Raw genomic sequence first — 23,890 nt, forward strand, 5'->3', positions numbered from 1 at the left:
AGGCAAAGAATTCAAAACCCATTATGAAATTCCCGCAGACATCATTAGATGATTAAATACAAAAATCAAAGGCCTCCTGAAGGAAGCCTTTGAAACACCAAATCACAAAATATTAATATGAAAAAAATTTACTTTTCAGTAAACTTGTGACCCGGCTGGGATTCGAACCCAGGACCCATACATTAAAAGTGTATTGCTCTACCAGCTGAGCTACCGAGTCGGCCACAATTAAAATGAAATAAATTTCAATATTAATTATAAATTTTTCTTTGCAGTGCCTGCGACTGGACTCGAACCAGCACATCCTTAGGAAACCACCCCCTCAAGATGGCGTGTCTACCAATTTCACCACGCAGGCAATAAAATTACAAAATTCAGTAATTTTTATTGCTTGTGACCCGGCTGGGATTCGAACCCAGGACCCATACATTAAAAGTGTATTGCTCTACCAGCTGAGCTACCGAGTCGGTCACTTACTTATCAAGTTTTCATTTAAGTAATGTCCCTTGTTTTAAGTGGTGCAAAGATATGACTTTTTTCTTTATCTCAAAACTTTTTCGCAAATTTGTTTAAAAAAAATTCATGGTAATTTCATTGATCGGATACATGGGAAGTGGCAAATCTCACATTTCCAAAATATTAAGCGAAAAAATCGATTTTAAATTGATTGATCTCGATAAAGAGATTTCCAGAAGAAATAAATTAACCATCCCGGAAATTTTTGAAAAGAAGGGTGAGATTTACTTTAGAAAGCTGGAAAGAGAGGCCCTGGAAGAGATATTGGCTTCGGAAGAAAATGTAGTTTTAAGTCTTGGCGGAGGAACTCCTGTTTATTACAATAATATGGAGATCATCAATCATAATTCCAAAAGTGTTTTTTTAAGAAGCTCTGTAGGAACATTGGTTGAAAGGCTTTCAAAACAGAAAGAAAAAAGACCGTTGATTGCCAATATATCTGATGAAGACCTCCCGGAATTCATCGCTAAACATTTATTTGAAAGAAACCAGTTTTACAGTAAAGCCCAATTCACTGTAGGTACAGATTCCAGGGAACCGGAAGATATTGTCAACGAAATAATAGAAAAGCTCTATCTCTAGAGCTTTTTTACTTTTATATTAATCTTCTTTTTCATCTTCATTACCTGTCTCTCCAAAGAAATCATCCCAGTCTGTAAAGTCAGAGTCAATATCATTTCCCACGTAGTCATCCATCTCCCTCCTATCCTTCTTCGTAGGTCTTCCTTCTCCTTTATTTCTGTAATAGTCTTGCGACATTTTGCGAAGTTTCAGCAGTTCATATTGTTCTTTATCTGTCACGTCCTGGATATGAAGTGACACCAATTTGGCTCCTATTCTGCTTTTAGGAATCTGAATTACTTTTATTTTATAATCAATCTGATTCTTACGGATTTTAATAGTATCTCCTTCTTTTACCTCTTTAGATGACTTTACGGCAGACGTTCCTATAGAAACTCTGTTCTTTTTAATCTCCTCTGCTGCAATACTTCTCGTCTTATAAAAACGAATGCTCCATAAAAATTTATCTATTCTCATAATTTTTTATACTTTTGCCGTTATATTATTTGTAAAGTAATTAAAGTTTTTTGAAATGAAAAAAATATTTTTATATATCCTTGCAGGATCTTTGTGTTTTTCTGCTTGTAAGAAAGATGATGATGTGTCACCCTATGTGGAACCGGAAGACGTTACTACACAAAACACGTATGATGATCAAGCCATTAAGAAGTTCATGGATGAGAATTATCTGGATGCACAAGGTAATATAAAGGCTTTCAGTTCTACGGATACTGCGGACGACAATGAAAAGAAATTATCTGAGCTGAATCCTGTAACACTTCCTTCAGGAACTATTTATATCATGAGAAACGGAGCACAGCCTGTTAATCCCACCCCGGAACAGACAATTACAAGCACCGATATTCTTACTGTAATGATGAAAGCTACTACTTATCTAGCAATTAATACAGATGGAAAATCTTCATTTACTGCTGCTACGGATTTCATGAATACAATAAACGGAACCGGAATTCCTGCAATTGATCCTAAATTCTACTATATTTCTGATGTAGAGGGTAAAAAAGATCCATTGATCGAAAATGCAACTACTGATGCTGCAAAAAAAAGAAGTTACTATGAGATCGAAGGGTTTAGTGAAGCTTTGCAGAAATTTAAAGCATTCAAAGACTACTCTAGCGGATCACCATATAATTTACAAGGAGTAATTATTGTTCCTTCAAGAGCTGCTTTTGCAAGAGATCCTTATTTCCCATACAATTACCCAGGTTACGGCCAGGTGATCTCGTTGAGAAACAAAACATTTGTTTTCAACTTCCAGGTATATGGCAGATCAACAAGACCATAAAAACAAACATAAAAGTTTAAATAAAATAATAAAAACCCCACAATGATTATTGTGGGGTTTATTTATATCTATACGGTTATCAGAATTAGGTTCTTGCCTTCTGTTTCACATTTCCTAAAATATCTGGAAAGTAAAGGTCTGCAAGGTGGTCAAATTCATCTCCTCTCATAAACATGGTAGCATCTACTTCTTCATAAGAACTTCTTCCCGCTGCGGCAATCAGTTCGTTGCAGGTATGAAGTGTATTTTTATGGAAATGGTATACTCTTTCTGCCTTATCCGTTACATCAAGTCCTTTAATAAGCATTTTATCCTGTGTAGCAACTCCTGTAGGACAGTTGTTTGAGTTACATCTCAATGCCTGGATACATCCTAAAGAGAACATAAATCCTCTGGCATTATTACACATATCTGCCCCCATTGCAACAGCTCTAAGAATATCTAAGCTCGTAAGAACCTTACCACTTGCAATAACTCTTAATTTATTTCTTAAATTATAGTTATTAAGTGTTCTGTTCACAAATATCAAAGCCGGTTCTAATGGCATTCCTACTCCATCTGAGAATTCTGGTGGTGCCGCTCCTGTTCCTCCTTCAGCTCCGTCTATGGTAATAAAGTCAGGATAAATCTTCAATACATTCATTTGGACACAAACATCTTCAAATTCTTTGGTATCTCCTATACAAAGCTTAAATCCTACAGGTTTTCCTCCTGAAAGCTCTCTAAGCTGCTGTACAAACCTCAGCAATCCTGCAGCATCAGAGAATGATGTGTGTGATGGTGGTGAAATAACAGTCATTCCTGGTGTTACATGACGGATCGCTGCAATTTCCGGAGTATTCTTTACCCCCGGAAGCACTCCTCCATGTCCTGGTTTTGCTCCCTGTGATAATTTAATTTCCACCATTTTAACATTAGGAAGTGTAGCATATTTTTCAAAAAGCTCCGGATTGAACTTTCCTTCTTCATCACGACATCCAAAGTATCCTGTTCCGATCTGCCAGCATAAATCACCTCCTTCCATATGGTGGGGTGAAATTCCTCCTTCTCCTGTATTGTGATAAAAGTTTCCTTTTTTGGCGCCTCTGTTCAGGGAAATCTGAGCTCTGTCGCTCAATGCCCCGAAACTCATAGCTGAGATATTAAATAAAGAAGCGTGATAAGGCTGTGTACATTGCTCTCCTCCTACCCATACTCTCGGAAGTTCTTCTGATGGTGATTTTGCATAAATAGAATGCTTGATCCCTTCGTATTTTCTGTGATTCACCTCCAGCTGTGTACCAAAAGCTACGGTATCACTTAAATTTTTTGCACGTCTGTATACCGCAGAACGCTGATTTCTTGGAAATGGTTTCCCGTCTGTCTCCCTCTCAATAAAGTATTGCTGCATTTCAGGTGAAATACTCTCGAAAAAATACCTGAAGTATCCCAATACAGGAAAGTTCCTCAAAATAGCATGTTTCGACTGGTAAGCATTGTATACACCTAATGCATAGATTGCGGATAACAGCGTTGGTATCCAGTAATGCGTTCTGATCAGCAGTGCTATAATCCATGTAGCAACTACTAATACAATTCCCCAAGATAAAAACTTATCTCTCATGAATGTAGTATTTAAAGTTTAAAAATAAATTTAGTGGAAATTTTGCAAAGAGCCTATGCTTTTGCTAAAAAATTTTGGTAGGAAGATTGCACTGAAACCGTGCCATCTGACAGGATTTTTTCTAAATTTAGAAATTCGATTTTGTTTACTGATGCAGGATCAAAGTCTTTCTGAACTCTCACATAGTTTTCTGTGAAGCCAAACATTTTCCCGTCTTTATTTTCGTGCTCCCAAAGAACAGGAAGCGATTTTCCAAGTTGTGCCTGATAGAATGCCATTTTCTTCTTTTCAGAAAGAATTCTAAGCATTTTATTACGTTTTTTTCTTTCAGCTACCGGAACAACACCTTCCATTGCAGCAGCCTCTGTATTTTCTCTTTCAGAATAAGTAAATACGTGAAGATAAGTAATAGGAAGTTCATTAAGGAAATTATAAGTTTCCATAAATTTCTCCTCTGTTTCTCCCGGAAACCCTACAATAACATCTACACCAATAGCCGCATGAGGCATTACCTCGCGGATCTTATTTACTCTGTCATTATACAATTTTGTCAGGTAACGGCGTTTCATCTTTTTCAAGAGATCATCGCTTCCGGACTGTAACGGGATGTGAAAATGTGGAACAAAGCTTTTACTTTTAGAAACCAGTTCAATACTTTCATCTTTCAAAAGGTTGGGTTCAATAGAAGATATACGGATTCTTTCAATCCCTTCTACTTTATCCAGTTCTGAAATAAGATCAAGGAAAGTATGCTCGTGTCTTTTATTTCCGAATTCTCCTTTACCATAATCACCGATATTCACCCCTGTAAGAACAATTTCTTTGATGTCTTTTGCAGCAATTTCAGTGGCATTTCTGAGAACGTTTTCAATAGTATCGGAACGAGAGATTCCTCTTGCTAACGGAATCGTACAATAGGTACATTTATAGTCACAGCCATCCTGTACTTTCAGAAAAGCTCTTGTTCTGTCTCCAATAGAATAACTTCCGATAAAGAAGTCTGTTTCTTCAATTTCACATGAGTGAACTACTCCTTCACTCTCAGATTTCTCTAAATCGTCAAGGTAGCTTAGAATATTGAATTTTTCTTTTGCTCCTAAAACAAGGTCAACACCTTCAATTTGTGAAATTTCTTCAGGTTTCAATTGCGCATAGCACCCAACAATAACGACCAGCCCTTCCGGATTGGCTTTCATTGCTCTTTTTACGTGCATTTTACACTCACGGTCAGCATTTTCTGTCACGGAACATGTATTGATAACATACACATTCGCTTTATCATCAAAACTTACCTTATCATAACCTGCATCTGTTAATTGACGGGCAATAGTAGATGTTTCTGCAAAGTTCAATTTGCAGCCAAGTGTATGAAACGCGGCAGTTCTATGAAAAGTAGACATTTGTTACTCCTGAATTTTATGGGTGCAAAGATAGTAATTTTAATAAGAATCCAAGATTGATTCAATCTATTGTTTATATTCATCCCTTACTTCAGGACTGTTTTGAAAGCAGACGGGGGACGAATTGGTATCCTGTTCACTGCTTAAAAACTTAGTTTTCATTTCTGTATTAAACTCCTGAGAACGGTTTCGGGCAATAGACAGTGTATTCCAATCTTCATTTTTTATCATCTTCGCGATATAAACCATCTGACCGATATGGTAGGGATAGTGAGCCAGCTGGCGGAGAACCGCATCTATAACCGGGTGAGCTTCCCCTCTGATATAAGTTGTTGAATACATATTATCATCATTTATCTTTTCAAGAGCATCAAAAAAACATTTCCATCCTTTTTCCCAAAAATCCAGCACCTGTTCTTTTGTAGTAAATGTATTGACAAACTCTCCATCTCGGTTACGCCATGATTTTTCTCCGTCTTCAGTCAGAAAATTGGTCCATCTTGAAAGCATATTTCCTGCAATATGTTTCACAATGACGGCAATAGAATTACTCTCCTCATTATACTGCCAGAACATCTGTTCATCAGTAAGCTGATCAAATGTCTTATCTCCCAGGGATTTATAATATTCAAAACGTTTTACAAACAGATCTTTCATTTTTTCTATTTTGATAACTAATTTAAAAACTTTTAAAAATAAAAACCACTTCGTTTGAAGTGGTTTTATCTATGTATTATATTTATTGTTATTCTCTGTTTTTTACCAATACCCAACCTGTAAATTTGATTGCTGTATTATTTTTATCATTTTCATTCCATGTAATAGAATACCAGTAAGTTCCGGTAGGTACTCTTCTTCCTCCCTGGGTACCATCCCATTTATAACCATTTGATCTGTCTGCCTGGAAAATTTTGTTTCCATAACGGTCAAAAACATTCATGATCAGGTTTTGCTTATTGGCCAATGCAGAATAGTCAATCACATCATTTATTCCATCTGCATTAGGAGTAATTACATTGATTAAATTAGGAACAACAATTCCTATTTCTATAGGATCACAATCATAAGCATCTTTTACATATACTTTATGATCACCTCTCGAAAGGTTATTAAAAATATTGGAGTCCTGCCAAATGATATTGTCTATTGAATATTTATATGCCGGATTCCCTCCTATTACAGATACAGTAATTGTATTATTCGAGATATCAATTCCGGAAACAACCGGCTGTTCAGAAGGGAGTACTTTTACCGTTTGTGTTGCAATACATTCTCCGGTTTTAAGTTTTACCCAATATACACCAATTCCTGCTTTGATCGTTTGGGTAGTGGCTCCTGTACTCCATTCATAACTTTTGAATCCTGCACCTGCATCCAACGTGGTCTGATCTTCTGCACAAATGGTTACATCTTTAAGAGTAGCAGAATATACCGGCTCAATAACTACTAAGGTAATTCTGGCTACTGTATAGCATCCCTGAGCATTGGAAACTCTTACATATACAAATCCATTAGGGGCAATATAATTATTGGCATTCAGAATCTCGTTAGTCTGATTGACAGCATCCGTCATTGAAGGATAATATTTTTTGGTAGGATTCGTCTGACCTGTTACTGAAGCATTTACAAGATTGAAAGATGCAGTGGATGGATTACCCTCTATGAAACATGATCTTAATGTCGCTTCATTCACAACGACTACCGGATAAAACTTCAAAGTGATCTGTGCAACCGCGGTACAGCCAAATTCAGAAATGACTTTTACATAAATAATCCCTTCTGCAGAGACAAATGCCATAGGGGTAGTAATCTCATTGACTCCGGCATTGAGGTCTGCCATCGTATGATAATATTTTTTAGTGACATTCGGGTTTCCAATGACATCTGCTGTGGTTAAATCAAATAAAGCTGTACCTGCATTATTATTGTTACATTGGGTTAATGTTGCATTTTTAACCGTAATAGAACCGTCTTTGAATTTAAACGTTCCAACCTGTTTACATTTATTAAGCGGATTGGTGGCATTGGTAGGATCGGTATAATTGATACTGTAATAGTAAACAGTAGTTGTATTTACTGTAATAGGAGCTGTAATAGGATTATTCCCTGTTAAAGCATCATTCTGACTCAGATGATAACTTACATTAAAGTTTTGATTTCCATTAAGAATTCCTGCAGACAGTGTAGAAAAATCAAACAGAGCTGTACTTGAGCATATTACCACTTCTCTTGGATCGGCAGGATTAGCCGCCGGAATTCCAGGAGGATTAAATGGCTGCGTCTGGATATTAGGGTCTGTAAACGGTGAAGCCAGTGTAGCAGTTCCACCCCATGTCAAAGAAAACGGAGCGGTTGTAGAGCTGGTACTGCTTACCCAGTTATCAATAAACAAATAATACGTTTGTCCTGGTAAAACATCCATATATCTGCAGTAAGGAGTCAGAGAACCTCCGGCAGCACTTAAAAGAGTACTTGTCATATTTAATCCTGTAGCAGGACCAGGCCCGATAACTGTTGCTGCATTACAACGTATTGGTGAGCCTAAGCTTCCACAGGTTACATTAGGGCCAAAAATTGCCCAGTCATAATCGGCATCCGGATTATTCGGAACCAGATCAAAAGTAAGGGTGCCTCCAGTAGCAATCGTAATTTTGTACCAGATAGAATTGTGCTCTCCGGTAAAGTCTATACAACTTCCGGAGTTTACTAATTCTTTTATATTACCATATCCCGTGGGACTATAAGTGATATTTGAGTTTCCGCAAACGGACAATGCGGTAGCACAATCTGCCTGAGAATAATAAGTATGAGAGATGCACAGAAGTATAAAAAGTAAAAATTTTCTCATAGATTACATGTTTTTATGGTTTATTAGTTATACATCGTATTGATATTCAACGTACACCAAATATACCCATATTTTAATTACAAACAATAAAATCCAGATAATTTTAAACTATTTTAAATTAAAGTCCTAAATAATTCAATATTATTCATATTATTTTAGATTAAAGAAAAAAATAACCAAACACAAAATTTTATTTTATACTTGTAATATTACCACACAGATTTTCGAGGTGAAATATTTTGTGGAAAGGGCTTTTCACTTCTGTTAAATGCTCTTTATCCTGAATAAAGGTATATCTTGAAGCAATAGAATTCATATCTGATACAATCACCAGCCAGCATTCATCCACCGAGGTATCATAGTAAGGAAATTTTTCATTTTTCTTTTCAATGAGTTCCAGTATTTTTTCCGAGCAGAGTTCATCAAAAAGGTTCATGTTGTATTCGTGGGTGATGAAGACATTTCTACGGTGAAAAGATTTTCTTATGCTTTTTACACAGCCCACAGTTTTATTTCTTTTGATGCTTTTATAGATATTAATGATATTTTCCTGCTGTATTTCAAGATTATCAAATTTAGTTTCCGGGTGGAATTCTAAAAAATAAACACCACGATATTTCGTAGTGTCTTCCTGTTCTAATAATATTTCTGCCTGACGGAACATCTTGTTCAAAGTACTTTCCACTTTCTTCATTTCCAGATGGTTGATTACTTCAGTCAGTTCTATTCCGATTTTTTTGTCGTTTAGCTTTGCGATAAAGTCCGGACTTTCGCAGGTAAGGTTTTCAAATTTAACATCGGGGAAATGATGCATAAAGGAATTGAGAAGAAGAATCTCAGATTTCTTTCTGTATTTTTCACGATCATGAAGCGGAGATTCGTCTATGGTACGGTGATACTTTTCCATGGGCTTTTTTTTCAAATGCCTGTTCAGGTAATATAAGCTCAGATTCTTTATCAGATCTTCCTCAGAAAACGTCTTTTTCATGTGTGATATTTTTATTTAATTAAGAACACATGCGGCCATGGGCTTTCATCGTTAAAAGTTTTTGATAATCAAAATTTTACACACTTAAAGGTAAGTAAAAAAACAATTCAACGCCTAGTTTTAAAATTAAATTATCTGTTAATTAATGTAAAGTTTATTTTCATAATTAATACCTTTGTCTTTTTCTAACACAAACGCACATTTATGGATTTTAGGAATTTCAGAATACCCTACAATATCAATCCTCAATATTCCAAAAAAACCGCCTATTTCTCGATGGAGTTTGCTCTTGAGCAAGTACTTAAAATATATTCGGGAGGACTTGGCTTTCTCGCAGGATCTCATATGAGAAGTGCTTATAACCTTAAGCAGGACCTTATAGGAATCGGCATTCTGTGGAAATTTGGTTATTATGATCAGGCAAGAAATCATGATCAGACTTTACAGCCTGTATGGACGAGAAAAATGTACAGCTTTCTGGAAGACACCGGAATAAAATTTCAAATCGAAATCCACAGTGCTCCGGTTTGGGTAAAAGTATGGTACCTTGATCCTGAAACTTTCAATACGGCACCTATGTTTTTTCTTTCCACAGATGTTCCGGAAAATGATCACGTTTCCAAAACAATCTGTCACAAATTATATGACGCCAATGAGTCTACCAAACTTGCTCAATATATTTTATTAGGAAAAGGAGGAGCCAAGCTATTGGATGAATTGAATATTGAAAGAGATGTTTACCACCTTAACGAAGCTCATGGACTTCCTGCAGCCTTTTACCTGTTGAAAAAATATAACGGTGACCTCAATAAAGTGAAGGAAAAGCTGGTTTTCACCACGCATACTCCTGAAGAAGCAGGAAATGAAAAACATAGTTTCAGATTATGTTACGATATGTCCTATTTCTCCGGCTACAGCATGGAAGAAGTAAAAAAGATTGAAGGTTCAGATGATGACCGTTTCAACCATTCTCTTTGTGCATTAAGGATGGCCAGAATTGCCAATGGAGTTTCTCAGCTTCATGGTGTGGTTTCCAGAGCCATGTGGAATAAATATCCCGATATCTGTGAAATTACATCTATCACGAATGCGCAGGAATTTAAATATTGGTCTGATAAACCTTTGTACAACGCCAAAGACGAAAATGATGCAACCGTTTTTGATTACCGTAAAAAGTATTTAAAGAAAAAACTGTTCAGTATTGTTGCAGATCAAACAGGAAATTTATTTAACCCTAATATCTTTACCATTGTCTGGGCCAGAAGATTTGCAGGCTACAAAAGAGCGGAACTTCTTTTACATGATAAAGAAAGGTTTTACAGGCTTCTGAACAATCCGAAATATCCGGTGCAGATCATTTGGGCAGGAAAACCTTACCCAATGGATTACTCTGCTATTTCCACATTCAATACTTTGGTTGAAGAAAGTAAAAATCATAAAAATATAGCTGTTCTTATCGGGTATGAACTTTCTTTAAGTAAATCGTTAAAACAAGGTTCAGATCTATGGCTTAACAATCCCAGAGTTCCAAGAGAAGCTTCAGGAACGTCCGGTATGACAGCTGCTATGAATGGTTCAGTGAATTTATCCACTGATGATGGCTGGATCCCGGAATTTGCCAAACACAGAGAAAACTCTTTCGTCGTTCCGAAAGCAGATTATATGAATATGAGCATTTATGAACAGGACAATTATGATTTAAACAAATTATATGAAATCCTTGAAAACGAAATTCTTCCCACCTATTATGATCATCCTGACCAATGGAGAAAAATCCAGCATAATGCAATGAATGATGTGAAAGATCATTTCAACAGCGACAGGATGGCAGATGAATATTACAGAGTGCTTTATAATGAAGCGAAATAGAGAGAATACAAAATTCTACATCTCATAAAAAGCCTGGAAAAATTTCCGGGCTTTTTTATGGTTTATTTACTTTTTCTTTGCAGGTACTTTCAGTCCTTTTTCTCTTGCTTCAGAAATACCGATGGCTATGGCTTGCTTTCTGTCTGTCACTTTCTTTTCGGAAGAAGATTTCAGTTTTCCTTCCTTGAATTCGTGCATTACTTTTCCTACTTTGTCCTGAGCTTTGTCTGAATATTTCGTTTTGCTCATGATCTGATTTTTTTAAGATTTTGGCAGGGAAACCCCTAATTCATAAACGCAGGCATGTTTCAAATACTTTGAACGCTCTCTCGATGTTACCGATTCAAAATGATCATTTTTGATCACAATAATCGGGTCTTCTATATTTTCAATTTCAAAATTGGCAAAATACCGCTCATCCGGGCTGGTTTTATCATTTCTTGCTTTAATTTTCTGCAGTTCATCCGCATATTTTCTGAATCCCGGATCTGAGGAGTGAATAAATTTGTATTCATCGCCTGCATACACATGGTAATGAATTTTTTTCTCTATCAAACCTGCTTCATCAGTAATTTCAGGGTTATCATTCCCATCTCTAAACACTACTTCCACCAATGTTCCTCCTTTTTTATGAGCGCACTCTTCTGCGTCATTAAAACTGGAAAAACCTGTATAAACAATCTGATCGTTTAATACATAACGGTTCAGTTTCTGGTTGTATGCATTCGTTTCCATAATTATCATTTGATTTGATTTATACTTATTATATATTCAATTTTTTTGCCAAATTGCCTTTTTTAACAAATTTCATTAATGAATATTTTTTAATACCTTTTCTGTGTTCCTGAAGGCTATTATCCGCCGGAAACAGAAGATCCGGGAACAAGGCATGAAGCTTAATTAAAATACAAAATCAGGACTTGCTATCCTGATTTTGTATTTTATATGGTTATGTAAGTAAGAATTATTAAATTTGGAATCATTAAAATTGAAAATGAAAAAACTCCTATTAACTCTTACTGTTGCTGCTATATTCCAAAATGTATCAGCACAGGATATTACTTTAGATAAAATATATTCAGGATATTACCGTGGAAAAGGAATCGCAGGAATTACTTCCATGAAAAACGGAGAAAACTATCTTGTGATTGAACCAACTGGAATTGCAAAATATTCTTATAAAACTTCACAGAAAGAAGGAAATCTTGTGGACGGAAGATTTGAAAGCTATATTTTTTCTGATGATGAATCTAAAATCCTTTTACAGACAGGAAGCCAGCCTATTTACAGACATTCTTTCTTAGGAAAATTCGATGTAAAAGATTTAAAATCCGGAAAAGTAATCAGCCTCAATGAAGGTAAAACAGTTCAGGAGCCCACATTTTCACCTGATGCTACAAAAGTGGCATTTATTTCTGACAACAATTTATTCTATCAGGACCTTAACTCAGGAAAAATCACACAGATTACTACTGACGGTAAAAAGAATTCAATCCTGAATGGCTTGGCAGATTGGGTTTATGAGGAAGAATTCGGACATGCAAGACAATATGAATGGACGAAGAATTCTGATGCAATCGTATTTGTAAAATCTGACGAAGGGCAGGTACCGGAAATCTATATTCCCATCTACGGAAAAAGTCTTTACCCGGCTGAAATGCGCTATAAATACCCAAAAGCTGGCGAGAAAAACTCTGTGGTTTCAGCACAGCTATACCGTCTTGATAACGGGAAAACAATGCAATTGAACTTAGGTTCTTTCAAAAACTACTATATCCCGAATGTATTCCAGACTGCAAAAGCGGATGAAATTGTTTTAATTACTTCTGAGAGAATTCAGAATGCTTCAGATATTTTAAAAGTAAATACCAAAACAGGGGCAGTTCAGAAATTATTTACTGAAACGGATGACAAATGGATCGATACGGACAGCCCTACTCTGGAATTCCTTGAAGATGATTCTTTCCTTTGGGCTTCTGAAAGAGACGGAAATCGCCACCTTTACTGGTATGACAAAGATGGTAAGCTTAAAAAGCAGATCACAAAAGGAAACTGGGAAGTAACAGACTATTATGGTTTCAATCCAAAATCGAAAGAAATCTTCGTTCAGACTACTGAAAAAGGAAGTATCAATAAGGTTGTTTCCAAAGTAAATATTGAAAACGGAAAATCTCAGCTGATCTCCAATGCAGAAGGAAACAATTCTGCCAATTTCAGCAAGAATTATAATTATTTCATTGAAACTTCTTCTACAGCAGCAAAACCTTACACTTATGTTTTAAAAGACGGAAACGGGAAAGCGGTAAAAGAACTTCAGAACAACAATGATCAGTTACAGAAATTAAAAACAGATAATTTTGTTGAAAAAGAATTCATCACCATTCCTAATGCTGTTGGTGATCAGATGAATGCATGGATTATGAAGCCTAAAAACTTTGATCCGAATAAAAAGTATCCTTTATTTATGTTCCAGTATTCCGGACCGGGCTCTCAGCAGGTTACCAACTCATGGGATAACGGAAATGCAATGTGGTTCAATCATCTTGTTCAAAAAGGATATATCGTAGCTTGTGTAGACGGCCGTGGAACCGGGTACAAAGGAGCAAAATACAAGAAAGTAACGTATATGAATTTAGGAAAGTATGAGATTGAAGATCAGATCACTGCAGCGAAGTGGTTTGGAAACCAAACTTATGTTGACAAAAGCAGAATCGGAATGTTCGGATGGAGCTTCGGTGGTTATATGACCAGTCTGGCAATGACTAAAGGCGCAGATGTTTTCAAAATGGGAATTGCTGTAGCACCGGTAACCAACTGGAGATATTATGACTCCGTATACACGGAAAGATTTATGAGAACTCCTCAGGAAAACCCTGATGGATATGATAAAAACTCTCCTACAGAATATGCAAACCTATTGAAAGGTAAATTCCTTCTGATTCACGGAACTGCAGATGACAATGTTCACTTTCAGAACTCTATGGAATTCTCTGAAGCTTTGATTCAAAATAAAAAACAGTTTGATTTCATGGCTTACCCGGATAAAAACCACGGAATCTATGGAGGACAGACGAGACCACAGCTGTATCAGAAAATGACGGATTTCATCCTGAATAACTTATAAGGATTATAATTATATCTAAATAAAAAAACCTTTCAGAAGTTCTGAAAGGTTTTTTTAGTGGGATTCGTTAAGGATATTTTACAGCTTTATCCAGTTCTATAGGATTATTAAAAGATTTTATTTTTTTTCTTTCGTTGGCTTCGGCGGGTTTCAGCTGTTCTTTGGTTAGAATGGTGCCGTCTTCAAGTTCTAGTTTTTTTCCTTCAGTCAATACGAGTCTTCCATTCATTATATATTTAAAAGGACTCTCATATAATTCTAATTTCAATTTATCCAGTTTAGCCTGATTAACGGGAATTGCTCTGGAAATAGAGTTTTCTAACGAAACCTGTTTATAATCCTCTGTAATCTTTTCGCTCTTTATAATTTTGAAATGGTAGTCTTTTTTTATGTCATACAACTCTACAATGAGCCCTGGTAATCCATAAAATTTATAGGGACCATAAGGAATGGGGATATCCTTAGAAAACCATGCTACCCAACTTCTTCCTCCAAATTGGGTTGTTGCCTTTTGAAGATGAAGTTCATCAACTATCTTGATACTATCAGTAATTTTCCAGTTCTGTTCAGCCTTTCCATCAATTTTATAAAAATTCACATCTCCTATATATTCATAGTTTTGATATTCATTAGTATTATTTTTTTTAATCAGAAATGAAGTCTGTTTATACCCTTTAAATCCATATTGATTTTTAGTCGCAAATATTGAATCATTGATATAATATATTCTATTATAATATTTCATTTCATCTTTAGAAATATCCAGATTAAAATTTTCTTTGATAAGATTTTTTGAAGTGGAGTCTTTCTTAGATACAACATCATATACAAATCTGTTGCTTTGAGCAAAACAGGTGAATGTTCCCAATAATAAAAATAATAGTTTTTTCATAGTTTAATTTAGTCAATCATTTCAGATAAGAAATATTCTAAATCGGCTCTGTCATATTCTATAGGAAATTGATAACCATTGATAAAAATATCCGGCGTAAAATTAATATCATTAATATTCCTCCATTTTTTCTGATTGTTCAAAATAGAAATAACATTATCCTGATTATTGAACAAATGAGAGTATTTATTATTCCAATTATTAATTTCTTTTTTATCAGCTCTTGTAGTATACCAATCTTCCAAAGCTACAAAAAAAGTTGTTTTGTCTTCAGAGTTTTGATAAATACAAGCTAAATGTATATATATAGAACGTAATTCTTCAGTAAAGTTATCTAAATCTGCATCCAGTACAAGACGAATATTAATTTTAGTACTATAATTGTTTACGATTCTCATGAATGTTGGATAAAACTCTTTGCAATATTTACATGAGGGGTTTGTAACTAAAGTTAATGTTAGAGTAGAATCAGTATTTCCAAAATTAAAAGAATTCAAAAAATCATCATTAAGTGTTTTCTTTTGGATTGAAAGATTATTTCTAAAAAAAGAATAATTTCTTTTAAATTTTGAAATTTTAATAATATCTTCTTTCAGTTTATTAATCCATGTTATTTTTTCCTTCAAATAAAGAAGAAACAGTGCAGCAGCTAAAACAAAAAGCAGATATAAAACTGCAGAAAAAGGATTGATCTCTTCTAATGATTTTGGTAAAAAGTATAAAAGTCCTAATTGCGCATACACACAAAGTATAATTCCTATGCAAACAGGACAAAGTTTTTTAATAACAAAAACCTGATAGTACATTGAAACAAATGAAACAGGAACAAACAAATAAAATATATACTTATAAACAAAATAATAAAAGTTTAAATCTTTATATATTGCTAAAACAATGAATGTAAGAATTTGAGAAAAAAAGAACAATAAAGAGACTTCCGATATATCAAAAGATTTCCATTTCTTATAATTAAATACATAATCACAATCTGTCTTCAAAACTTTATTTTTACATACACCCAATGGTATTATGGTTCCTTTTCCATGAGTTTTTTTATATGCTTCATAAGAAAGAAAAACTCCTAAAAATGAAAATGATAAAAATAGTACACCTATATAAAAAATAGAAAATTCTATCGATAAAATAGAAAAAACAAGAGCTCCTAATAGAAGCAGGCTCCATAAAAAGAAATTATTTTTCTTTTTATTATTGTAAGAACTTTCCGATTTATCAACTAATAGAACAACTTTAGAACTTGTAATATCATAATTTTTCTTTTCTTCTAATTTAAAATCCCCCTCATTAATTGAAAGAAAATTTTCAGGTAATAAATCCACATCTTCTTCTTCTATTTCATAAATTGAGCAATCAATATTAAAAAAGTGGAGTGTATCAGAAAAAGACAGAATATTAGGAAATTCTGGATGACCATTTAACTGATATTCAAATTCGGTTTTATCAATATGAATATCTATAAGATTTAAATAGCTATTTAGTATATTAATATTTTTCTTCATAAATACTTAAAAAATAATCAGCAATGAAAATTCATTGCTGATTGTGATTTTAACAACATCCTCTTCCTCCACATCTTGCACTCCCGTCTCCAGGGCAACCTGCTTGTAGACATCCACATTCTGCTCCTCCATCAATTGGATCTTCAGGTAATCTTCCTCCAGTTAATGTTCTTAACTCATTTCTTGAAAGGCTTGCTTTCTTCAATTTTAAAGCGTTCTTTTTCATAAATTTTTCTTTTAATATTCCGGTCATTATTGACTTTTCAAAACTATAAATTAAAATCTCTAATAAGAGAAATATATCAGGCGATTTTTTGGCAGATTTTTTGCAGAAAATGTACATGTTTTGCATATTTGCAATAGACATTAGAACCATGAAGCAAGAAAAACTAAAAAACCTAAGGAAACTCAAAGGCATCTCTCAAGAGAAGATGGCAAGAATTTTATCTACTGATCCTTCAAATTATTCCAGAAAAGAACGGGGTGAAGTAAGGATACATGAAGAAGAATGGAAGAAAATAGCTGAGGCTCTCAACGTTCCTATTTCTGAGATTAAAGAAGAGGACGAAAGACTAGTAAGTAGTAAAAATTCCACTTTCAAAGACACATCTCAATATCAGTACACACAAAATCTCAATTACTCATTAATTGAAAACTTACAAGACTATATTGGTTTTCTAAAACAAAAGATTCACGAATTAAAAGAAGAAAATCAAGTATTAAAATCTCAAAATGGTTTTTAGGTGAGATTTATATTATGATTTATGAACAATTAACTTCCCTTTCAGTTTTCCTGAAAGGGACTTTTTTATTTATTTCATTAATCATTTAGGCAAGTATTATTTATTTTATCAATTAAAATTAAAAACCTATTTTTGGGAAATTTGAAAATTGAATATATGAAGACTAAACATCCTAAAGGGCTTCCCTTCCTCTTTTTTACAGAAATGTGGGAGCGTTTCGGGTATTACCTGATTCTTGGAATCTTTGTTCTGTACGTTATTGAACCTACGGGTATGAAAGGCGGACTTGGGCTTCCGGATAAAACTGCTGATGACATTTTCGGAACTTACATTGCCTTAACTTATCTGACTCCCTTTATTGGTGGATTCCTGGCAGACAGAGTTTTAGGATATATTAAATCTATTTATCTGGGAGGCTTTTTAATGGCTGCCGGATATATAGGAATGGGTGTGTTTAAAGATTTGCCTCTGTTTTATGCTTCATTGGCATTAATTATTATTGGAAATGGTTTCTTTAAACCTACTATCTCAACACTATTAGGGAACCTTTATTCTGAGGAACCTTATAAAGCTAATAAAGATTCCGGGTATAATATTTTCTACATGGGAATTAATATCGGAGCATTTATCTGTAACATTATTGCTGCATTTATGCGTAATAAATTTGGCTGGGGTGAGGCTTTCATCACTGCCGGAGTGGGAATGCTTATCGGTATGGTGATTTTTACTATCGGAAGAAAACATTATATCCATGCTGCACAGATGAAACCTGTACAGGAAGGAGATACCAAACTTTCGGAAATTATGCTTAAAGTATTTGTTCCTGCCATTATTGCCGGAGCAATAGGCTGGTTTGTTCCTAACAACATTTTTGGAAGTGACAGTACAGATGCCTTTATTTTTGCCTGTGTACCTGTAATTTACTTTTATGCCTCTCTTTACTTTAAAGCTAAACCTGACGAAAAAGCTTCCATTGGAGCATTACTTTCTGTTTTCCTGATCAGTATGTTCTTCTGGGCTGTTTTCAAACAGAATGGTACCGCTTTAACGAGATGGGCTAATTATTATACGGACAGAAGTGTTCCTGCTTCTCTTGAAAAACCACTGGAAGGAATTTATATGGTGGATGGCAAGAGCTATGAGGACAAAGAAACACCGGTTTACGATAATCAATTCCGTTCCCAAAAAGATGATAATGGAGAGACTAAGAAAGAAATGGGGAAAGATGTTTATTTCAAAAACATTTCTCCTGAACAGCGTGCTGCTCTTGAGAAAAACCCTGAGAATAAGGTATACCTGTACAATACAGAACTGTTCCAGTCTATCAATCCGTTCTGGGTTATTGCACTCACTCCGGTGATCGTTGGGTTCTGGGCATTGTTGAGAAGAAAAGGAAAAGAGCCTTTAACGCCTACCAAGATTGTTTTAGGACTATTTATTTCCGGACTTTCATGTCTGGTAATGGTTTTAGCAGTGGTAGCGGGAGATAACGGAGCTGTAAAAGTATCTCCTCTATGGCTTGTTGCCAGCTATGGAGTAATTACCATCGGGGAATTATGTTTATCTCCAATGGGGCTTTCCTTTGTATCCAAACTCTCTCCTGCAAGGATCACCGCGTTGATGATGGGAGGATTCTTCCTGGCCAACTCTGTGGGAAATAAGCTTTCCGGAATCCTGGCAAGTACGTGGTATAATTACGAAAACAAGACGAATTATTTCCTTGTAAACTTCGGTTTGTTAATATTTGCTACACTTTTAGGTCTTTCTATGTTAAAAAGACTGAACAAAATTATGAAGGAAAAAGGACATTAATCCTTGATATTATAAAGATTAGCAAGCTGCGGATTAGTTCCGCAGCTTTTTTATTTAAAAATAAAATTAAAACCTTGCCAAAAACCCAAAATAAACTATATTTGTCAGTCTTAACAAAAATTAACAATAGAAATGGATAATATTGAAGCATTGAGTCCGAAACCGGATGAATTTGTAGAGAATAAGAATTCCAGGCATCCTAAAGGATTATGGGTTCTTTTCGGAACAGAAATGTGGGAGCGTTTCAACTTTTATGGAATGAGAGCACTTTTGACGCTCTTCATGGTAAATTCCTTATTAATAAAAGAAGCTGATGCTGCAATCATCTATGGTGGATTTCTAGCGTTATGTTATTTAACACCTCTTTTAGGAGGATTTATTGCTGATAAGTATATCGGAAACAGATTCGCTATCATCATTGGTGGATCATTAATGGCTATTGGCCAGTTTTTATTATTTATCAGTGCTTCAACTTTCTCAGCAGACATTGGAAGTGCTAAACTGATTATGTGGCTGGCATTATTCGTTATCATTTTTGGTAATGGATTCTTCAAACCGAATATTTCCTCAATGGTAGGAAGTCTTTATCCAAAGCAGGAAAAATCTAAACTGGATTCTGCTTTTACCATTTTCTATATGGGGATCAACATTGGAGCATTCTTGGGTCAGTTTATCTGTCCATACGTAGGAGACGTAAAAGATGCTGCAACCGGAGTAAGAGATATCTTCGCTTTCAAATGGGGATTCTTAGCTGCTTCTATTGCGATGGTAATCGGAACAATAACATTCTTTATCCTTAAAAACAAATATGTAGTAACCCCTGAAGGAAGACCTATCGGAGGATTGCCAAAAAATAATACAAGTGCAGATTTTGAAGAAGGAGAAACTCAAACAGCAAAATTCTCAGGGATGTCCTTAGGAATTACTGTAGGTATATTTGTTGCTCTATTCTTTGTATTCAGATATTTACTTGTAGGAGAACTTGGGTTCAACTCAGTGGAAATGGGACAAATGATCAAAGGAATTATTTATCCTTTCATCTATTCAGCAGGTATTTCTCTTGCCTTCCTGATTATGTCTTCTGCAGAAAACAAGGTTGAAAGACAAAGAATCTGGGTAATCTATATCGTATCATTCTTTATTATTTTCTTCTGGGCAGCATTCGAGCAGGCAGGATCTTCATTAACATTTATCGCAGATAACCAGACTGACAGAAACATTTTCGGATGGAATATGCCTCCTTCAATGGTTCAGATCTTTAACGGAATTTTCGTAGTTCTATTAGCTGTTCCTTTCAGTTTGTGTTGGGATAAACTAAGAGCAAAAGGAAAAGAACCGGTATCTCCGTTCAAACAAGCAATGGGATTGGCATTAATCGCTCTTTCTTATTTCATCATTGCACACAATGTAAAAGATCTTGGAAACTCAGGATTATTAGCAATCAAATGGTTAATGTTACTATATTTCATCCAGACTTGTGGTGAGCTTTGTCTTTCTCCAATTGGTTTATCATTGGTTGGTAAGCTTGCTCCGAAAAGATTTGCTTCATTATTATACGGTGTTTTCTTCATTTCTAACGCAGCTGGTTATGCATTAGCTGGTTCATTAGGAGCACTGATCCCTGCAACAGGTGATAAATTCAAGAAAGCTGAAGAACTGGGAGTTAATTTACAGGATGTTTTGGATAAAAAAGTAACACTGACAGCTGATCAGGTAGCAGCTTTCGATAAAGCCCAGCTTCCATTACATAACCCTACTTTTGTAGGATTTGAAATTCACAATCTATTTGAATTCTTCATGGTATTCGTAGTACTTTGTGGTATTGCTTCTGTAATTTTAGGTTTAATTTCACCTATCTTAAAGAAAATGATGCACGGTGTAAACTAATTGTATCAACAAAATATAATAAAACCTCTGCCAAGTCAGAGGTTTTTTTTATTTTCGTACGATGGAAATCTCCGAAGATTCTTTATTCCAATCCGTAAAGGAAATCATTAGACAGTCGCGCGAAAAAGTTTTTCGGATAGCGAATTCTACTCTACTGTTCACTTACTGGCAGATTGGAAAACTTATTGTTGAGGATGAACAACAGGGAAAAGAACGGGCAGAATATGGAAAATATACGCTCAAAAGGCTTTCTCAGAAGCTTACTTTAGAATTTGGAAAAGGGTTTGATGAAAGTAATTTAAGAAATATGCGCTCTTTTTATCATGTATTTCCAATATGTGGCGCATTGTGTTACGAATTGAGCTGGACTCACTACAGACTGTTGATAAGGTTGGATAATGTTGATAAAATGAATTATTATATCAACGAATCCGTTCAAAATAACTGGAATTACAGAGATCTCAAAAGACAAATCAATTTCGATTTTGAATGATAAAAACAATTTATTTGCCGGCAAATACCTGCTGTACCTCCCCAAAGAAGAAGAATTAAAACAAATTATTGACCAGGACAGAATCCGTTTTGAACTGGATCAGAAAGATAAAACCCTTAATTAGAACTTAATCATATATCATTATGAGCTTAACTTTAGATGAAATACAAAATTTCAAAGGAAAATATCCCAGACAGATCTGGAGCCTGTTTTTCTCTGAAATGTGGGAACGTTTCTGTTTCTACGGAATGCGTGGAATGTTGGTTTTCTTTATGATCTCTCAGCTTAATTTCCATGAAAAAGAAGCCAACCTTCAATATGGTGCAACCCAGGCCTTCGTTTATGCTTTTACTTTTGTAGGAGGTCTTTTTGCCGATAAAATTTTAGGATTCAGAAAATCCCTGTTCTGGGGTGGTCTTCTGATGATCATAGGAAGCTTAATTTTGGCTACCGATCCACACAAATTCTTTTTCCTGGGAATAGCATTCACCGTAGTAGGTACAGGTTTCTTTAAACCTAATATTTCATCTATGGTGGGACAACTTTATAAACCTAATGATTCAAGAGCTGATGCAGGCTTTTCGCTTTTTTATGCGGGAATTAATCTTGGAGCATTATTAGGTGGTTACTTATGTATTGCTATTGGTAAAGGAGAATTCTTAAGTAATATTATTGCAGAAGAAATGAGATGGCATATTGCTTTTGGACTGGCTTCAATAGTAATGGTGGTGAGCTTGATTAATTTTGTATTTACACAAAGAACACTAGGTACTATCGGTTTACAGCCGGGACATCCTTTAGCAGAAGAAAAAACCGCTCCAATACCAAAATGGAAAGAATATGGAGTATACGTTTTGTCATTGGTTTTTGTCCCAATTATCATGACCATGGTTGCTAAAACAGAATATACAGATTATTTTATGTGGACAATCGGGCCATTAACTTTAATCTATCTATTCTATGAAATGTCTAAAGTAACAGCTTCAGAGCGTAAAAAGCTTTGGGCAGCATTAGTATTTATTATATTCTCCATCATATTCTGGGGAATTTATGAACAAAGTGGAGGTTCTTTAAGTATTTTTGCCGCTAAAAATCTAAATAAAGACCTTTTAGGATTAGACCCAAATGGAGTGAATAATTCAGGAGGAGCTTTCTTCATTATTTTCCTAGCTCCATTGATCGGGCTTCTTTGGATCTGGCTGAACAAAAGAAAAATTGAGCCCAACACAATTATCAAATTTGGATTAGGATTTATTTTCTTAGGACTGGGATACTATGTTTTATTTGCTACCCGCCTCTTTGCTGATCTTCAGGGAATCACTTCACTGAACTTCTTCACACTGGCATTACTAATCATTACTCTTGGCGAATTATGCCTCTCTCCTATCGGATTATCTATCATGACCAAGCTTTCTACCAAGAATCTTCAGGGAATGATGATGGGAATGTGGTTCCTTGCTTCGGCCTATGGACAGTATGTTGCAGGAATTATAGGAGCCAGTCTTGCTACCGCAAAAAAAGGTTCTACCAACTATGATGAATTGATCACTTATACTGATGGATATAAACAATTGGGTTTATATGCGGTAATTGCCGGAGTGGTATTAATTTTGATATCTCCGTACGTGAAAAAATTAATGCAAGACGTAAAATAAAAAATAAGTAATTATGCTTATTTTTAACCTAAATATCACAATATGAAGAAAATTTTAAGCATAATACTCTTATTTTTATTAAATTTTAGTTTTGCTCAGGTAAAATGGATGACCATTGAAGAAGCCTTAAAAGCTCAAAAGGAAAATCCTAAAAAAATACTTATTGATTTTTATGCAGACTGGTGCGGTCCATGCAAAATTATGGACAAAAAAACTTACGGACATTCTGTGATTGCTCAGAATCTGAACGAAAATTATTATCCTGTAAAGTTTAATGCAGAAGAAAAAAAGAGTATTGAGATCTTTGGAAGAACATTTTCAAACCCTAATACAGAGCACAGAAAAGGAAAAAATTCACTGCATGAATTTACACAGTATATGAATGTAGGTGCTGTTCCAAGTACTGTATTTCTGGATGAACACGGAGATCCTATTACCATTCTTCAGGGAGAATTATCAGCCAAAGAACTGGAACCCTATCTGGAACTGATCTCAAAAGATTTGTTCAAAAAGATTAAAACCAGAGAACAATGGGAAGACTACCAGAAAAAGTTCAAATCTAAAATCAAAGATTAATGTAGAGATCCGGATTTTCGTATTTAATGCTAAAAATTTACCATACAGACTTCCAATTTTTTGGAAGTCTTTTTAATTTTACCGAAATTCGAACCTTTAT

General features: G+C 34.9%; 22 protein-coding genes and 3 tRNA genes. 11 read left to right on the forward strand and 14 right to left on the reverse strand.

Annotation, left to right across the window (positions count from 1 at the left end):
• Positions 1-147: 147 nt before the first annotated feature.
• The 3 genes from SFA27_RS18770 to SFA27_RS18780 form a co-directional block, all read right to left on the reverse strand.
• Positions 148-220 (reverse strand) — tRNA-Lys (locus tag SFA27_RS18770).
• Positions 221-275: 55 nt separating this feature from the next.
• Positions 276-358 (reverse strand) — tRNA-Leu (locus SFA27_RS18775).
• A 36-nt stretch (positions 359-394) separates the two neighbouring features.
• Positions 395-467, reverse strand: a tRNA-Lys gene (locus tag SFA27_RS18780).
• A 115-nt stretch (positions 468-582) separates the two neighbouring features.
• On the opposite strand from SFA27_RS18780, the gene SFA27_RS18785 reads away from it, so the two are divergent.
• Positions 583-1,098 carry a shikimate kinase gene (locus SFA27_RS18785; protein WP_047377852.1) on the forward strand — a complete coding sequence of 172 codons (516 nt, stop codon included), beginning with the start codon at positions 583-585 and terminating at the stop codon, positions 1,096-1,098.
• Between the two features lie 18 nt (positions 1,099-1,116).
• On the opposite strand, the gene SFA27_RS18790 is transcribed toward SFA27_RS18785, so the two are convergent.
• Positions 1,117-1,554 (reverse strand): RNA-binding S4 domain-containing protein, encoded by a 438-nt coding sequence (locus SFA27_RS18790; protein WP_047377851.1) that lies wholly within the window; start codon positions 1,552-1,554, stop codon positions 1,117-1,119.
• Positions 1,555-1,609: 55 nt separating this feature from the next.
• Here SFA27_RS18790 and SFA27_RS18795 point away from each other — a divergent pair, with 55 nt between their 5' ends.
• Entirely contained in the window at positions 1,610-2,383 is a 774-nt protein-coding gene (locus tag SFA27_RS18795) for a hypothetical protein (RefSeq protein WP_407294213.1), read from the forward strand.
• Between the two features lie 85 nt (positions 2,384-2,468).
• On the opposite strand, the gene SFA27_RS18800 is transcribed toward SFA27_RS18795, so the two are convergent.
• From SFA27_RS18800 to SFA27_RS18820, 5 genes are all read right to left on the reverse strand, one after another.
• Positions 2,469-3,986: an FMN-binding glutamate synthase family protein gene (locus SFA27_RS18800; RefSeq protein WP_047377849.1), complete on the reverse strand. Its 1,518-nt coding sequence runs from the start codon at positions 3,984-3,986 to the stop codon at positions 2,469-2,471.
• Positions 3,987-4,039: 53 nt separating this feature from the next.
• Positions 4,040-5,386: a tRNA (N(6)-L-threonylcarbamoyladenosine(37)-C(2))-methylthiotransferase MtaB gene (gene mtaB, locus SFA27_RS18805; protein WP_407294216.1), complete on the reverse strand. Its 1,347-nt coding sequence runs from the start codon at positions 5,384-5,386 to the stop codon at positions 4,040-4,042.
• 66 nt (positions 5,387-5,452) lie between these two features.
• Positions 5,453-6,043, reverse strand: a complete 591-nt coding sequence (locus SFA27_RS18810; protein WP_407294218.1) for a DUF1572 family protein — start codon at positions 6,041-6,043, stop codon at positions 5,453-5,455.
• 88 nt (positions 6,044-6,131) lie between these two features.
• Positions 6,132-8,234 carry a T9SS type B sorting domain-containing protein gene (locus SFA27_RS18815; protein WP_047377846.1) on the reverse strand — a complete coding sequence of 701 codons (2,103 nt, stop codon included), beginning with the start codon at positions 8,232-8,234 and terminating at the stop codon, positions 6,132-6,134.
• Between the two features lie 190 nt (positions 8,235-8,424).
• Positions 8,425-9,222 carry a hypothetical protein gene (locus SFA27_RS18820; RefSeq protein ID WP_047377845.1) on the reverse strand — a complete coding sequence of 266 codons (798 nt, stop codon included), beginning with the start codon at positions 9,220-9,222 and terminating at the stop codon, positions 8,425-8,427.
• A 204-nt stretch (positions 9,223-9,426) separates the two neighbouring features.
• Here SFA27_RS18820 and glgP point away from each other — a divergent pair, with 204 nt between their 5' ends.
• Positions 9,427-11,091, forward strand: coding sequence for an alpha-glucan family phosphorylase (glgP, locus tag SFA27_RS18825; protein ID WP_407294221.1), 1,665 nt, complete (start codon positions 9,427-9,429; stop codon positions 11,089-11,091).
• A gap of 66 nt (positions 11,092-11,157) precedes the next feature.
• On the opposite strand, the gene SFA27_RS18830 is transcribed toward glgP, so the two are convergent.
• A complete protein-coding gene (locus SFA27_RS18830; protein WP_407294222.1) occupies positions 11,158-11,340 on the reverse strand; it encodes a DUF6496 domain-containing protein in 183 nt (60 codons plus the stop codon).
• Positions 11,341-11,352: 12 nt separating this feature from the next.
• Positions 11,353-11,826, reverse strand: a complete 474-nt coding sequence (locus tag SFA27_RS18835; protein ID WP_047377895.1) for a hypothetical protein — start codon at positions 11,824-11,826, stop codon at positions 11,353-11,355.
• A gap of 259 nt (positions 11,827-12,085) precedes the next feature.
• Between SFA27_RS18835 and SFA27_RS18840 the strand changes: the two genes are divergently transcribed.
• A complete protein-coding gene (locus SFA27_RS18840; RefSeq protein ID WP_264519104.1) occupies positions 12,086-14,215 on the forward strand; it encodes a S9 family peptidase in 2,130 nt (709 codons plus the stop codon).
• A gap of 67 nt (positions 14,216-14,282) precedes the next feature.
• Here the strand turns inward: SFA27_RS18840 and SFA27_RS18845 are convergent, their stop codons facing one another.
• The 3 genes from SFA27_RS18845 to SFA27_RS18855 are packed head-to-tail and all read right to left on the reverse strand — an operon-like array spanning position 14,283 to position 16,967.
• On the reverse strand, positions 14,283-15,107 hold the full coding sequence (locus SFA27_RS18845; RefSeq protein WP_407294225.1) for a GLPGLI family protein: 825 nt from the start codon (positions 15,105-15,107) through the stop codon (positions 14,283-14,285).
• A gap of 8 nt (positions 15,108-15,115) precedes the next feature.
• Complete coding sequence (locus SFA27_RS18850) at positions 15,116-16,624, reverse strand: thioredoxin domain-containing protein (protein ID WP_407294227.1); 1,509 nt, start codon at positions 16,622-16,624, stop codon at positions 15,116-15,118.
• 49 nt (positions 16,625-16,673) lie between these two features.
• The gene (locus SFA27_RS18855; protein ID WP_407294229.1) at positions 16,674-16,967 is read right to left on the reverse strand and encodes a hypothetical protein; all 294 of its coding nucleotides are present in this window, start codon (positions 16,965-16,967) and stop codon (positions 16,674-16,676) included.
• A 31-nt stretch (positions 16,968-16,998) separates the two neighbouring features.
• Between SFA27_RS18855 and SFA27_RS18860 the strand changes: the two genes are divergently transcribed.
• The 7 genes from SFA27_RS18860 (at position 16,999) to SFA27_RS18890 (ending at position 23,790) form a co-directional block, all read left to right on the forward strand.
• Positions 16,999-17,367, forward strand: coding sequence for a helix-turn-helix domain-containing protein (locus tag SFA27_RS18860; RefSeq protein WP_047377838.1), 369 nt, complete (start codon positions 16,999-17,001; stop codon positions 17,365-17,367).
• Between the two features lie 156 nt (positions 17,368-17,523).
• Positions 17,524-19,179, forward strand: coding sequence for a peptide MFS transporter (locus SFA27_RS18865; protein ID WP_047377894.1), 1,656 nt, complete (start codon positions 17,524-17,526; stop codon positions 19,177-19,179).
• Between the two features lie 132 nt (positions 19,180-19,311).
• On the forward strand, positions 19,312-21,066 hold the full coding sequence (locus tag SFA27_RS18870; RefSeq protein ID WP_047377837.1) for a peptide MFS transporter: 1,755 nt from the start codon (positions 19,312-19,314) through the stop codon (positions 21,064-21,066).
• A gap of 61 nt (positions 21,067-21,127) precedes the next feature.
• A complete protein-coding gene (locus SFA27_RS18875; protein WP_407294232.1) occupies positions 21,128-21,559 on the forward strand; it encodes a DUF1016 N-terminal domain-containing protein in 432 nt (143 codons plus the stop codon).
• Complete coding sequence (locus SFA27_RS18880) at positions 21,552-21,683, forward strand: hypothetical protein (RefSeq protein WP_407294234.1); 132 nt, start codon at positions 21,552-21,554, stop codon at positions 21,681-21,683. The genes SFA27_RS18875 and SFA27_RS18880 overlap by 8 nt, the downstream gene beginning before the upstream one ends.
• Before the next feature lie 19 nt (positions 21,684-21,702).
• Positions 21,703-23,214: a peptide MFS transporter gene (locus tag SFA27_RS18885; RefSeq protein WP_047377836.1), complete on the forward strand. Its 1,512-nt coding sequence runs from the start codon at positions 21,703-21,705 to the stop codon at positions 23,212-23,214.
• Between the two features lie 42 nt (positions 23,215-23,256).
• Positions 23,257-23,790 carry a thioredoxin fold domain-containing protein gene (locus SFA27_RS18890; protein ID WP_047377835.1) on the forward strand — a complete coding sequence of 178 codons (534 nt, stop codon included), beginning with the start codon at positions 23,257-23,259 and terminating at the stop codon, positions 23,788-23,790.
• The last annotated feature ends 100 nt before the right edge of the window (positions 23,791-23,890 follow it).

This window comes from Chryseobacterium sp. HR92 (assembly GCF_045689405.1).
GTDB classification, from domain to species: Bacteria; Bacteroidota; Bacteroidia; order Flavobacteriales; family Weeksellaceae; genus Chryseobacterium; species Chryseobacterium viscerum_A.

Coding starts and splice junctions, on each gene's coding strand:
- SFA27_RS18785 (WP_047377852.1), top strand. CDS start 583: ATGGTAATTTCATTGATCGGATACATGGGAAGTGGCAAATCTCACATT.
- SFA27_RS18790 (WP_047377851.1), bottom strand. CDS start 1,554: ATGAGAATAGATAAATTTTTATGGAGCATTCGTTTTTATAAGACGAGA.
- SFA27_RS18795 (WP_407294213.1), top strand. CDS start 1,610: ATGAAAAAAATATTTTTATATATCCTTGCAGGATCTTTGTGTTTTTCT.
- SFA27_RS18800 (WP_047377849.1), bottom strand. CDS start 3,986: ATGAGAGATAAGTTTTTATCTTGGGGAATTGTATTAGTAGTTGCTACA.
- mtaB (WP_407294216.1), bottom strand. CDS start 5,386: ATGTCTACTTTTCATAGAACTGCCGCGTTTCATACACTTGGCTGCAAA.
- SFA27_RS18810 (WP_407294218.1), bottom strand. CDS start 6,043: ATGAAAGATCTGTTTGTAAAACGTTTTGAATATTATAAATCCCTGGGA.
- SFA27_RS18815 (WP_047377846.1), bottom strand. CDS start 8,234: ATGAGAAAATTTTTACTTTTTATACTTCTGTGCATCTCTCATACTTAT.
- SFA27_RS18820 (WP_047377845.1), bottom strand. CDS start 9,222: ATGAAAAAGACGTTTTCTGAGGAAGATCTGATAAAGAATCTGAGCTTA.
- glgP (WP_407294221.1), top strand. CDS start 9,427: ATGGATTTTAGGAATTTCAGAATACCCTACAATATCAATCCTCAATAT.
- SFA27_RS18830 (WP_407294222.1), bottom strand. CDS start 11,340: ATGAGCAAAACGAAATATTCAGACAAAGCTCAGGACAAAGTAGGAAAA.
- SFA27_RS18835 (WP_047377895.1), bottom strand. CDS start 11,826: ATGGAAACGAATGCATACAACCAGAAACTGAACCGTTATGTATTAAAC.
- SFA27_RS18840 (WP_264519104.1), top strand. CDS start 12,086: ATGAAAAAACTCCTATTAACTCTTACTGTTGCTGCTATATTCCAAAAT.
- SFA27_RS18845 (WP_407294225.1), bottom strand. CDS start 15,107: ATGAAAAAACTATTATTTTTATTATTGGGAACATTCACCTGTTTTGCT.
- SFA27_RS18850 (WP_407294227.1), bottom strand. CDS start 16,624: ATGAAGAAAAATATTAATATACTAAATAGCTATTTAAATCTTATAGAT.
- SFA27_RS18855 (WP_407294229.1), bottom strand. CDS start 16,967: ATGTACATTTTCTGCAAAAAATCTGCCAAAAAATCGCCTGATATATTT.
- SFA27_RS18860 (WP_047377838.1), top strand. CDS start 16,999: ATGAAGCAAGAAAAACTAAAAAACCTAAGGAAACTCAAAGGCATCTCT.
- SFA27_RS18865 (WP_047377894.1), top strand. CDS start 17,524: ATGAAGACTAAACATCCTAAAGGGCTTCCCTTCCTCTTTTTTACAGAA.
- SFA27_RS18870 (WP_047377837.1), top strand. CDS start 19,312: ATGGATAATATTGAAGCATTGAGTCCGAAACCGGATGAATTTGTAGAG.
- SFA27_RS18875 (WP_407294232.1), top strand. CDS start 21,128: ATGGAAATCTCCGAAGATTCTTTATTCCAATCCGTAAAGGAAATCATT.
- SFA27_RS18885 (WP_047377836.1), top strand. CDS start 21,703: ATGAGCTTAACTTTAGATGAAATACAAAATTTCAAAGGAAAATATCCC.
- SFA27_RS18890 (WP_047377835.1), top strand. CDS start 23,257: ATGAAGAAAATTTTAAGCATAATACTCTTATTTTTATTAAATTTTAGT.